Raw genomic sequence first — 12,150 nt, 5'->3', positions numbered from 1 at the left:
TAGAATAAAAAAACGCCATACTTGAAAGTATAATGTAAGTAATTAGCCAACCACGGGGCTTCTTTTGCCTTTTTTTCTGTTTAGTAAATTTCTTAAATATTTATGGCTAAACGACAATCGTCATCCCTGTAAAGGTCAAGTATCCCGCTACGTGTTAGCGGCTAAGAGATACCCGGCGGTATGACGGTTCGTGGTGGCATGACGATAAGGTTCCAGTGTCAAGCGTTTGGCGTGCAAATTTCCTTAAACGTTCGTATAACTCAAAACTTTACTTTAGGTCAAACTGCTGTATAGTGGCTTTATAGCTTTAGTTTTACAATGAATATACCCAGTATAGAAAATTGTGATCTTCACAATAAAACCGTCTTACTCAGAGTTGACTTCAATGTTCCTATAAAAGATGGAGAAATTCGTGATGTCACTCGTATTTTGAGAGCATTGCCTACTATTCAGTATTTAGTGAATGCGAGTGCAAAGATTATTATTATATCACATTTCGGACGCCCAAAGGCCAGAGACAATAATCTGTCGCTAAAAAATGTAATTGACACTTTATCGCAGTTACTAAATAAAAAAGTGAAATTTATTGACGATTGCGTTGGTGAAAAAGTACAAAGAGCAGTAAGTGTTATGGATGCAGGAGATATAATATTACTAGAGAATCTAAGATTTTATGAAGGGGAAAAGGAGAATGATGCAAACTTTGCCAGACAATTAGCATCTCTAGTGGATATATATGTAAATGATGCATTTTCTTGCTCTCACAGAGCTCACGCTTCTATTTCACGCATTACAGAATTTTTACCTTCCTATGCAGGATTTTGCTTGCAAGATGAGCTAAAGTATCTTGAAAAAGCTGTATCGTTTAAAGCTAAACCTATTACTGCGATAGTTGGGGGAGCTAAAATATCAACTAAAATAAAAGTGCTTATGAAGCTAACAGAAAAGGTTAATTACCTAGTTCTAGGTGGTGCAATAGCCAATAATTTTTTGTCATTTAGCAAAGTAAATATAGGGAAATCTTTCTTTCAAAATGGTGTTGACGACCTTCTACATAATATTGTTGAAACAGCAAATAAAAACAATTGCAAAATAGTTGTGCCAGAAGACGTTCTGGTTGCAGTAAACTCTGATTACAGCACTAGTATTTCAAGAAGAACTGAGTCCATTTTGGACGGTGATATAATTTTGGATATCGGACCACAAACTTTGAGTACAATAAGCAGTATAATAGCAAGCAGTAAGACTCTGCTGTGGAATGGACCTATTGGTGTTTTTGAACATTCAGCTTTTGCAAGCGGTACAATAGGGGTAATGAAAATCGTAAGTGACTTAACGCACAAAGGAAAGTTAACCAGCATAATAGGGGGAGGCGATAGTCTATCTGCAATAAGCGCTGCAGGCCTTACCGATAAGGATTTTACATATGTTTCCACTGGTGGAGGAGCATTTTTAGATTGGTTAAGTGGCGATGAAATGCCGGGAGTTGCTGCTCTGCAAAAACGATTAGATTAAAACTTTTTTAAATTATTTCTTATAGGCTAGCTTTTTTGTGAACGTGATTATGTCGAAGACAGTTAAACTAATTTTGTGTTTAATAATACCAATAATAGGATTTATTTTTTATATTAAGGATCATTATTTTCACACCGGCTATGTAGAAGAAAATGTTGAAGTCAATTTTGAACCATTTTTCAGTTCACAACCAGCCACCGTTTCAGAATTAACTGACTTCGATAGAGGAGTGTTGAAAGTTTGTGGAGATTGGGGAGCACATCCAGATAAAGAAGATTTCAAAATTTTACTTAGTTGTCCGCAGCATCAAGAAGTAGTGAAAGGAATATATAAGTGATTACGCCAGATGCGGATTTGGAGTTACTTAAAGATGAACTGGCTAACATTTGGTTTACAAATAGTGGAAGTGAAAAAGAAACTATAGGGTTTGGACATATTTTTTGTGGTGAGCCAAACGATAAATTAGGTGGTATGCATTTTGTAGGTAGATATGTTGAAGCTCAAGAGGATAAATGGGCAGTTGGAATCCTGTGCAATGAATCAGATATTAAGCCGCCGGTTTATACATTTGGAATGAAATATTTGGGTAAGGATGGGGAAGTGAAAGTTAAATGCCCAAATGGATACGCATATAACCTTCATGCCGATAATTTCTGCAACTAAGGCGTTTAAGGAATTAGGAAAAGATGGAATGTGTCTATATGAAATGGAAGATGACAATTATCAATCAGTGTTTGTAAGAAAGAATGATGCTATACTCACGTTCTATCCCGACTTAACACCAAAATGTGATGATAAGAGTACTTATTGTAGTTGCAGTAAATCTTAATTTCAAAACCAATAGGGTGAACAAATGATAAAAATGCTATAGGGTGTAGCAAATCCAAATGAGTTAAAATTTTGATTAAAGGGTTTTGTGAATAATAACGAAGAAGGGCATTATTCGTCTAATAAAAGCAATTCAATACTCTTGTGAAGGAATAAAATCAGCTTTTATATCAGAAATTGCGTTCAGACAGGAGTTACTGCTTTTTATAGTATGTGTCTCAGTTTTGTTTGTTTTGGATGTAAGTAATCTAGAACGTGCAGTAATGATAAGCAGCCTATTCCTGGTGTTAATTGTGGAAATTGTTAACACTGCTTTTGAAACGACAATTGAGCGTATTTCCAGTGAACAACACATACTTTCAAAAAAGGTGAAAGATCTAGGTAGTGCAGCAGTTTTTCTTTCATTAATTAACTTCCTGATAACATGGATGATAATATTGACAGGTTAATACGAATGTTATTAAGATATGTTGTCAAACTCACCAATTAAAGTTTTTATATCTTGCGGTAAATCAGAGACAAATTCCATGTATTCCTTGCTTTTTGGGTGATATAAGCCCAGTGTATAAGCATGCAGTGCTTGCCTATTGAAATTACGAATAAAACTAGAGTTTTTAGCATATTTTGTGCTTTTACTACTATTTTTTCCGTAAACTTGATCACCAACTATGGAATGTCCTATGTGGCTCATGTGGACTCGAATTTGGTGCGTTCTACCTGTTTCTAAAGTGCATTTAACGAGGCTTGCTTGTCCTATAACTTTTTGCACTAAATAGTGAGTGATTGCTAATTTGCCTGTGATTTTTGTTACACACATCATTTCTTTATTACCACGCTTTGGAGCAATGTTAGTTTCTATAGTTCCCTGCTGGGAAGATAATATTCCCCAAACTACTGCTAAGTATTCCCGCTTTATTTTGCGATTCGATAACAATTCAGACAAAAAACTATGGGCTGCTTCATTTTTTGCAATTACCATTAGCCCACTAGTATCTTTATCGAGTCTATGAACAATTCCTGGTCTTACATTAAGGTGAGCGATAACTGCGTTCAAAAGCGTATCATTGTTTGTCCCAGCACCTGGGTGCACTGTTAATCCACTTTGTTTACTCAGAACTATAATGTCTTCATCTTCATAGACGATATTAAGTTTTATGTCATAATTAGGCTCAATTGATGTGGATATGTCAGGTTGAACGAGATGCACCACATACTCTTCATCTGGTTTTACTATGTAGTCATTATTAATTATCGGTGTGCCAAGTAATTTCACCTGCTCATTTTGTATCAATCTTTGCGCTTTGCTGCGTGATATGTTGCATTTTTCAGCTATATAGGTGTCTAACCTTAATTTCTCTTTATCATTATTAACACTTAAGGTTACTTCTAAGTGGTCTATAACAACTACCCCGCGCGAGCTACTGCAAATGCTGCTTGAATATTTTGATCTACAAAATCAACTTTTGTACTAGGAAGATCACCTTGTTTTTTAATATGGCAAATTGTTTGAGAGCCATCTTTCCAGTGAATTATTATTTTGTTATCAAAATCCCGTAATGTTGCCTCAACCTTTTTTTCTTTATTATCTTTTTCTTCCAGCTTAATAGATTCTAATAAATAATATAAGAATTCACTTGGTTTGCCGTTGATTTTTTCTTTCCATTCATCTGCTTCTTCTTGTTCAGATTTTTTTTGCTCTAACTTTTCCTTCTTTTGCTGCAGCTTATTTTGTTCTGCTTCCAGCTCTAACTTTCTAACTGTGTCACGTAGTTCTTTGACTTTATTTTCTAATGCTAATAAATTATTAGTACTATTTTCATTTTTAGCTCCTGAATCAGGCGTACTTGGTTGAGCTTGCTTCTTTTTTATTTCTTCTAATTCATTCCTTACTACGTTTAATTGCTCCTTCAATTCCGTTTTTTCCTCTTCTGTATCCTCTTTTAACTTTTTTAGCATGCTAAGGAACTCGTTATTATTAGACTGCGTAGTTGATTGAAGCCAGCCTACAAAGCGGCTTGGTTCAAATCGTTCAATTTTATCTTCAGCAATTTTAATAGCATTCTCTAACCTAGAAAAAGTACCTTCAATATCTAGTGAATGTGCTTTTTTTGTCAATTCTTTAGTGTTGTTTAAAACTTCTGAAATTTCTGCATGTAGCCAATCTAAATCTTTTTTGATGTCTTCTCTGATTTTTTTTAGGTGATCAAGCGTTTCTTTAATGTTAATATTTGCAGGCTTTAAAAGACTATTATCAAGTAAATCGCAAGCTTTTTTAAGGTTACTGTCAAATGAGTTGCAAAGCGGACTAAGTAGTTTTTTCATTAGAGATATTAGTTCATTTTCCCTTTTACCAAGCTTATTTTCTACTACTGATACAACCATGCCCTTTCCAGACCAGTATGGAAATAGAAGACCTAAAGAACTGTGTTTTCTAATAGTATGATTTTCATGATCCACGCTATTACTTATTAGATTGCTAAGTGTTGATATGATGCATAAAAGAATAGCGACTAATAAAGCTATTAATATTATTGGAGCATTAATGGATTGTGATATTGCTGAAACTACTATAATAGTACCAAATACATATGATCCAGTAAACAAGAGAATCCTATTTCTATTTTCTGCTTCTATATCTTCTAGTATTTCTCTCTGCGTCTTAGAAATTGGTAAAACTATTGAAAGCTTTTCCCCCTTTTTATCTAAATTTGTTACAATTTCAATTTTTTTAGCTTCTTGAGCAATCTGGCTGTACTGTTCATCAACTTGATAGTTTCCTATTTTTTTATCTATTTCATTCTCTTTTATTTTTTGTGTATTTATAAAGTTTATAACAGCAGTAAATAAGAGAACTATAAGAGGAATAAAGGCAAGAGGTGCTGGCGTGAACGCAAACCCAGCAATACTTACTGTAACAGGCTGAATAGAAAAGGCAGTAAATGCTATAAGAGTAGCAATGGTACTTGCTATCGATATAGTACCAGAATACTTTCTTATAGAGCTCAAAATTCTACTGGGCTGGTCAGAAAGTTTTCTAAATCCTAAAAAATCAAAATAGTCTTTGAAAGGATCTTGAGTGTCTGTAACCATAACATTTTTCTAGTTTAAACTTATTTAGGTATACATTAACCAAACCTTAAAATCAAGTTTCTTAATTTTTCAACATGTGCCAAGGCCTATTGGAGCGCACTGTATTAATCTTTACGTAACGATTTGTTAACCAAACAGAATGTGTGCCATACGTTTCTAGATCAGCATGTTTAATAATTTTAGCGTTGCAAGCTGAATAGTCGAATTCACTTAATTGAATTATTAAATCAACTTTATCACAATTTTCTGAAATATCTTCTTTTTTATAAGCAAGTAGCACTGATTTATTATTTCCTTTATTATATATACAATCATAATCTTCACACTGTAGCCTTTTATTTGAATTGTTATATTTTGTATGATTCAAAATTTGGTTCTGTCCGTTTTGCTTTGCCCACGTTTTGATAACAAAATTTCTGCTTTTTCTAGTGAGAGAATATAGTAAGTTATCACTCTCCTTTGCAGCAACATTATCAGCATTTATTAGGATGTCGGGGGTTTTATATGCAGCGCTAAAGCAAATACCTAGTACAATAAAAAAAAATCCCAAAAAACGCCAATTTCTTTCCCACAAGCACAGCCACAATAACCCAAATGTTATTATAATAATTGATGAGGCAGGAAAAGTACGAATGGGAATAACCAAATACTGAAGACTAGCGATAGCGTTTGTTATATACAAAATGCTGTCAATTGGGCGTTCTACAAGTGGCGCTATAATCCATTCAATACCGAAAGGAATCAACAAAACATAGATTATTCCAAGTGGAATAATAATTAATGTAACTATTGGTATAGCAACTAAATTTGTGATAATGCCACTAATTGAAAAATAATTAAAATTATATATCGTATACGGAACAGTTGCTAAACTTGCTATTACTGAGCTGATCATTATCGACACAAAATATTTCATTATTTTTATTTTGAATAATTTATTAGCATTAATTTGATAACTGGCAACCAGTGCCAAAACAGCAGAAAATGACATCTGAAAGCCTGGCTTTAAAATTGCTTCAGGTTCTATGATAAGTATCACTGCAGCAGCAAACGCAATTGCTATTAACCCTCGATATTTTCTCTCTATCATTATTGCAACGAGTACTAAAATCACCATGATGTAGGCACGCTGAGCAGAAATTTGCATACCGGTAATCAACAAATAAAACGTGGTTGGCAAGATAGTAAGGAATGCAGATATTTTCTTGGTGTTATACTTAAGAGTCAAAGTTTCAGATATTGCGAATAAATTACGAAACACTACAAAAAACAGACCAGCAACGAATGATAAATGCAAACCAGATATGGCAAACAAATGTGCTATACCTGAATCTCGTATCGCGTCCATAGTTTTTTGATCTATGCCATCTTTTTTACCGATCAGTAATGCAGAGATTATATCCGCATGTGGTTTCTTGATATTTTGCTGCAGGTTTTCATAAATGTATTGACGGAAAGATTCTATATATTCTTGAAATTTCCTTGCTTCAGCCTTTTTGTGCAGGGCTATTTTGCTTGTTGCAAAGCCTGTTGCACTTATTTTCTGGTAATATGCTATTCTTGCAAAATCGTATGCATACTCCGAGGGCGCAATCTTTAGAGGGAAGAGTTTTGCTGATAATTTTACTTGATCGCCTATTTTAATGCCTTTTTCCACTTTGGTTCTAACTGATATTCTGATGTTATCTAGAGCTCTATCCGGTGTCATTCCAGCGCGTGACGCTGGAATCCATATCTTTTTTTTCTGGATCCCAGTATCAAGTACTGGGATGACAAAAGGGGGCGCTGGGATGACAGGAGAGGATTTTGAGATAGTAGGGGATTTTTCAACAGAAAGCAGAAATTGTTTATATGAGCCCCTGTCGTTAATATCCTTCACTGTGGCAACGATATCTTTTACATATCTCTCTTTATCAAGAATTTGAGTATCAACTAAAGCTGTTCTTAATTTACTAGCTGTAAATCCTATGAGCACTGCAATTAAAGCGATACACAATATCGCGTACCTTTTATACAATATTGCAATCAAAATTAGTGTGGGTAAAAGCAAAAGAAAAATAGATATGCAGCTTGGTTCAAAACTTAGGGAAAAATAGGTTAGAATTCCTACACACTGAAAAACAGGAAACCACAGTATCAAGTTATATTGTTCATTGCGCAGATTGTTACGTATATAACTAACTATTATGTCAAGAAAAGTTAATAAGTGTGTCGATATTTGCATGTGGTGAAATTTTATTTTTCTTTTTTCATTATTTGTATATATAATAACTAAATAAGCAACGACGCGGGATGGAGCAGCTCGGTAGCTCGTCAGGCTCATAACCTGAAGGTCGTAGGTTCAAATCCTACTCCCGCAACCATTTTTAAGGATATAGTTGTTCCACTTTCCAATCGCTTCCCTCAACAAGAGTGTATCTAAATCTAATATGCTTCCTATATTCACCTTCTTGCCAAAATTCAATTACTTTTGGGATTACGCAAAATCCCACCCAAAAATCAGGACGAGAAACTTGTGTATTGTGAAATTCTTTTTCCTTCAATTTTATAGCTTGCTCAAAATCTTGCCAATCTTTCAGAATGCTCGATTGTTTTGAGCACCATGCGCTAATTTGACTACCCAGCGCTCGAGAAGAGAAGTATTTGTCAGTTCTTTCATCGTTTAGAAGTTTAACCTCTCCTTCAATTCGCACTTGCCTAGCAAATTCTATCCAATGAAACACTAACGCAGCTTTGGGGTTCTCAGTCAATTCTTTCCCTTTTTTACTGTTTACGTTAGTGAAAAACACAAAACCTTCTTTGCTATATTCCTTTAGTAATACCACTCTTGCAGATGGAATACAGTCTTTGCTACAAGTTGCTAGCGTCATTGCAGTTGGTTGTTCACACGGAGAATTAAGTACTGCTTTGTACCACTTTGAAAACAAATCAAATGGATCTTTTTCAAGTGAAAATATCATATCAAAAAATAAAATCTTAATTCTGGCACGCGTTGCAAAAATAAGTGCTACGGCCATTTTGTCGTATAAGTGTTATGATATTATTGCAAATCTTGCAAGGTTTTTGAACTTTACCATATACGTAAAAGTTATTTTGAAAGTATCCAGCAGATCCAGATGGCTGTGCATAATCTTTCAGTGTTGAACCACCTGCAGCAATTGCATCACTCAGAGTATTTTTTATTTCAGCAGCAAGTTTTTCGCACTCTCTATAGGTCAAGTTTTTTGCTGACCTGAGTGGTGATATACGGGCTCTAAACAAGCTCTCAGAAGCATATATGTTGCCTACGCCAACTATTGATTTATTGTCCATTAACGCTGATTTGATATTCACTTTTTTGTTTTTCAGCAACTCCTGTAAATAGTCTCCACTGAATTCATCCGTGAGGGGCTCTATTCCAAAATCGCTAAAAAAATCCGTTTCTTGTTCTTTATTTAAAACGATAACTAATCCAAATCTTCTTGGGTCATTAAAAATTATTGAAGTATTGTCAGAAAATAAAAATACCACGTGATCATGCTTATTCCGCATTTGATCGTGGTCAGCATATATAAGCTTTCCGCTCATGCCAAGATGTATGATTACAGCCACACTACCATCTGTATTCCAGATGGTATACTTACCTCTACGCTTGATGTTGCGTATGACTTTGCCCTTTAGCATATCATCAATATTTTTTGTTATTGGGGCACGTAAATTCCAATTATTCACTATAACATTACTGATTTGCTTGTTTTTAATTTTATCAAGCAAAAAATTAGAGATTACTTCCACTTCCGGTAGTTCTGGCATGATACCTCCTTCAAAACTTAAGTTTCTGATGGTAATTTTGTCGTTCTCAAATACATTCGAGTATTCTGCGGTGCTTTCTCCTAAAAATTCCTCACCACAAACGAGTTTTGAAAGGGTTCTCTGTCTACTCTGTTGCTGCTTTTTTCTTTTCAAAATATTTTGCTTTAAAGCTTTCGCTAATCTTTTTTTCTCCTCTTCTTTTTCCTTATTCTTTTTTGTGTTATTCATTATCATAATATATAAACTTGCCGTTGTAGCTCAGGTGGTAGAGTACGTCATTGGTAATGACGAGGTCCCAAGTTCGAGTCTTGGTAACGGCACACTGATTATACTTATAATATTGCATAACTTGTAAGCAAGGCTTAGAAGAAAGTTACAGAGGTAAGTTGTCATGCTTTTTCCATATCCTTTCTACCTTCTTGTTTTTGAGTAGCTCTAATGCTTTATAAAAGTGATACCTTGTTTTACTTGGCACTATAATGTCATCAATGTATCCATGTGATGCAGCAAAAAATGGATTAGCGAACTTTTCTTTGTATTCTTTGATTAACGTTTGCTGATCTTTTTCGTGTCGAAATATAATCTCAACTGCACTTTCAGGGCCCATCACAGCTATTTCAGCAGTTGGCCAGGCATAATTTATATCACCTTTTAGATGTTTCGAATTCATAACAATGTATGCACCACCATACGCTTTTCTAGTGATAAGGCTAATTTTCGGCACGGTCGCTTCAGCGTAAGCGTAAAGCAGTTTCGCTCCGTGTTGTATTATATTATTGTATTCTTGATTTGTACCCGGCAGAAATCCTGGAACATCAATAAGTGTGATGATGGGAATGTTAAATGCGTCACAAAACCTTACAAACCTTGCAGCTTTTCTTGAAGAATCAATATCCAAACATCCTGCAAGGTGCATAGGTTGATTTGCAACAATACCGACAGTATTTCCTCCAATTCTACCAAAACCAGTTATGATATTACGAGCAAAATCAGGTTTCAGTTCAAAGAAATTCCTCTCATCGCACACCTTTTCAATGAGTTCGTACATATCGTAAGGAGTATTGGGATTGGTAGGAATTAGAGTGTTTAAGGATTCATCAATGTTGTCAACATCATTACAGATTGGTGCAGATTTTGGTGATTCTTGATTATTTGCTGGTAAGAAAGTAAAGAATTCACGCATTTTTAGCAGCATTTCAACATCATTATTGAATGCAAAATCCGCTACTCCTGTTTTGCTTGTATGAATTTTTGCTCCACCGAGGTCTTCGAAACTTACATCTTCGTAGGTAACCTTTTTTACTACATCTGGCCCGGTTATAAACATATATGAACTGTTTTTCACCATGAAAGTAAAGTCAGTTAATGCTGGGGAATAAACTGCACCTCCTGCACATGGGCCCATAATTAAAGAAATTTGTGGTATAACACCCGATGCATTTACGTTTCTTTGAAAAATTTCTCCATAACCAGCAAGAGAATTTACTCCTTCCTGAATTCTGGCTCCACCAGAATCATTTAGTCCGATAATTGGAACCCTGGCATTAATTGCCATATCCATAATTTTGCATATTTTTTTTGCATGTGACGCACCAAGTGATCCACCAAAGACAGTAAAATCCTGAGAATAAACAAAAACTTTTCTGCCATAAATAGTACCATGACCAATCACTACCCCATCACCTAAAAAATTAGCATTTTGCATGCCAAAATCATTTGCATGATGTTTTACGAATTTATCGTATTCTGCAAAAGAACTTTCATCGAGCAATATACTGAGCCTTTCTCTAGCAGTTAATTTCCCTTTTTCATGTTGTTTGGTAATCCTGTCAGAACCGCCTCCTTTTTCAGCTTCTAGTGCTTTGGTTTTTAGATTTTCTAGTATTTTAAAGTCTTGCATACAATAAAGTAGTTTTCAAATTAGTTGTAGACTTTATTAAGTTTACAAACCCTACTAACTATACACATACACTATTGCTATATGCAACAATGTATGTATGATAATTGTTAATGCTCTGGTGATTCATGGTCACTACTTTGAAAATGTTGCGATGTGTCAACACTTTTCATATTAGAAAGAGGTGGACTAACTGCACTGCTTTTCGTTTGTGCAAAACTTTTAGCAGCTTCAACAACCTTGCTTATACGAGGTTCTTTTTCTAGCTCTTTTAGGTACTTTGAGAAGATTTCACAACTTTTGTCATCCATATGTACCATTATTTTACCAAAACTTTCAGCTTTTTCAGAAGATAAAATCATTTCGATCTTTTCATCGCCTACCCTAAAGGTCATTTTTACTTTGCCTTGCATATCATGATATTGCCAGCTTTTTATTCAGATTAGATTATCTCCTTCTCCTATTCGCAATGCACCATATTCTAAGTCCTTAAATTCCGGGGAGTTCATAAATTTTGCAGGAGTGATCACACTTTTTTCTGGACACTGTACATAATAAAATTTATTATCTCTTTCTACTACAATTCCTTTTTTTTTGTCATTTTCAATACTATCACTTACAATTTGTTTTAGACGTGACAAATATTCGCCGCGTTCTTTCAGTATATCTTCTGGCAATAATCTCCGAACTTCTTGGCTCACATCAGTGCCTGTTGAAACTAGATTAAACATTTCTAACATAAGAGGCCGTAGTTTTTCTTTTCCAGTCTCAGTAACATTTTTATCTTGCTCCATGAGGTGGTATAAGATCAGTATCGAATAATCTATTATTGATGACTTTTTTCTCCTTGGAATACATCAACACTAAACATGACCTTGTGCTTTTTTGCATCGTCTATAGATTTTTGAAGTCTCTTTGCTATGTTTTCGATAGCTTCATCATTAGGTAAGTGTTCAGGCAATGGCGTCAACTTAAGGAAAAATATCAGCGATAGTGTATAAAATTTCTCTCTAAATTTTTTATCATTA

General features: G+C 34.7%; 11 protein-coding genes, 2 tRNA genes and 1 pseudogene. 5 read left to right on the top strand and 9 right to left on the bottom strand.

The annotated features are described in order from the left end of the window. Positions 1 to 318: 318 nt before the first annotated feature. From WOCAOBSORBRA_RS03660 to WOCAOBSORBRA_RS03650, 3 genes and pseudogenes are all read left to right on the top strand, one after another. Positions 319 to 1,515, top strand: coding sequence for a phosphoglycerate kinase (locus tag WOCAOBSORBRA_RS03660; protein WP_174515946.1), 1,197 nt, complete (start codon positions 319 to 321; stop codon positions 1,513 to 1,515). Between the two features lie 49 nt (positions 1,516 to 1,564). Further along, positions 1,565 to 2,344, top strand: a pseudogene (locus WOCAOBSORBRA_RS06650) (EndoU domain-containing protein). Between the two features lie 91 nt (positions 2,345 to 2,435). After that, positions 2,436 to 2,792: a diacylglycerol kinase gene (locus WOCAOBSORBRA_RS03650; RefSeq protein ID WP_343032839.1), complete on the top strand. Its 357-nt coding sequence runs from the start codon at positions 2,436 to 2,438 to the stop codon at positions 2,790 to 2,792. 11 nt (positions 2,793 to 2,803) lie between these two features. Here the strand turns inward: WOCAOBSORBRA_RS03650 and WOCAOBSORBRA_RS03645 are convergent, their stop codons facing one another. From WOCAOBSORBRA_RS03645 to WOCAOBSORBRA_RS03635, 3 genes are all read right to left on the bottom strand, one after another. Next, entirely contained in the window at positions 2,804 to 3,742 is a 939-nt protein-coding gene (locus WOCAOBSORBRA_RS03645) for an RluA family pseudouridine synthase (protein WP_174515947.1), read from the bottom strand. Between the two features lie 5 nt (positions 3,743 to 3,747). Then, a complete protein-coding gene (locus tag WOCAOBSORBRA_RS03640; RefSeq protein WP_174515945.1) occupies positions 3,748 to 5,433 on the bottom strand; it encodes a hypothetical protein in 1,686 nt (561 codons plus the stop codon). Between the two features lie 61 nt (positions 5,434 to 5,494). Further along, positions 5,495 to 7,657 (bottom strand): ComEC/Rec2 family competence protein, encoded by a 2,163-nt coding sequence (locus WOCAOBSORBRA_RS03635; RefSeq protein ID WP_155969245.1) that lies wholly within the window; start codon positions 7,655 to 7,657, stop codon positions 5,495 to 5,497. Between the two features lie 62 nt (positions 7,658 to 7,719). Between WOCAOBSORBRA_RS03635 and WOCAOBSORBRA_RS03630 the strand changes: the two genes are divergently transcribed. Continuing rightward, a tRNA-Met gene (locus WOCAOBSORBRA_RS03630) sits at positions 7,720 to 7,796 on the top strand. 3 nt (positions 7,797 to 7,799) lie between these two features. On the opposite strand, the gene pdxH is transcribed toward WOCAOBSORBRA_RS03630, so the two are convergent. Together pdxH and mutM are read right to left on the bottom strand one after the other, a co-directional pair. Then, entirely contained in the window at positions 7,800 to 8,393 is a 594-nt protein-coding gene (gene pdxH, locus WOCAOBSORBRA_RS03625; protein ID WP_022626142.1) for a pyridoxamine 5'-phosphate oxidase, read from the bottom strand. A gap of 16 nt (positions 8,394 to 8,409) precedes the next feature. Next, positions 8,410 to 9,225 (bottom strand): bifunctional DNA-formamidopyrimidine glycosylase/DNA-(apurinic or apyrimidinic site) lyase, encoded by an 816-nt coding sequence (gene mutM, locus WOCAOBSORBRA_RS03620; protein ID WP_010963068.1) that lies wholly within the window; start codon positions 9,223 to 9,225, stop codon positions 8,410 to 8,412. A 247-nt stretch (positions 9,226 to 9,472) separates the two neighbouring features. Here mutM and WOCAOBSORBRA_RS03610 point away from each other — a divergent pair. Next, positions 9,473 to 9,545 (top strand) — tRNA-Thr (locus WOCAOBSORBRA_RS03610). Positions 9,546 to 9,598: 53 nt separating this feature from the next. On the opposite strand, the gene WOCAOBSORBRA_RS03605 is transcribed toward WOCAOBSORBRA_RS03610, so the two are convergent. The 4 genes from WOCAOBSORBRA_RS03605 to WOCAOBSORBRA_RS06175 form a co-directional block, all read right to left on the bottom strand. Beyond that, positions 9,599 to 11,125, bottom strand: coding sequence for an acyl-CoA carboxylase subunit beta (locus WOCAOBSORBRA_RS03605; RefSeq protein ID WP_174515944.1), 1,527 nt, complete (start codon positions 11,123 to 11,125; stop codon positions 9,599 to 9,601). A gap of 107 nt (positions 11,126 to 11,232) precedes the next feature. After that, positions 11,233 to 11,535, bottom strand: coding sequence for a hypothetical protein (locus tag WOCAOBSORBRA_RS06300; RefSeq protein WP_231115838.1), 303 nt, complete (start codon positions 11,533 to 11,535; stop codon positions 11,233 to 11,235). Between the two features lie 24 nt (positions 11,536 to 11,559). Further along, complete coding sequence (locus tag WOCAOBSORBRA_RS06295; RefSeq protein ID WP_223823154.1) at positions 11,560 to 11,916, bottom strand: hypothetical protein; 357 nt, start codon at positions 11,914 to 11,916, stop codon at positions 11,560 to 11,562. A gap of 32 nt (positions 11,917 to 11,948) precedes the next feature. Then, on the bottom strand, positions 11,949 to 12,150 hold a 202-nt coding region (locus WOCAOBSORBRA_RS06175), incomplete at its 5' end, for a hypothetical protein (RefSeq protein WP_218939170.1).

This window comes from Wolbachia endosymbiont of Cardiocondyla obscurior, assembly GCF_902713635.1.
GTDB classification, from domain to species: domain Bacteria; phylum Pseudomonadota; class Alphaproteobacteria; order Rickettsiales; family Anaplasmataceae; genus Wolbachia; species Wolbachia pipientis.
The sequence above is the reverse complement of the archived record's forward strand: the minus strand, read 5'-3'. Positions and strand labels throughout refer to the sequence as shown.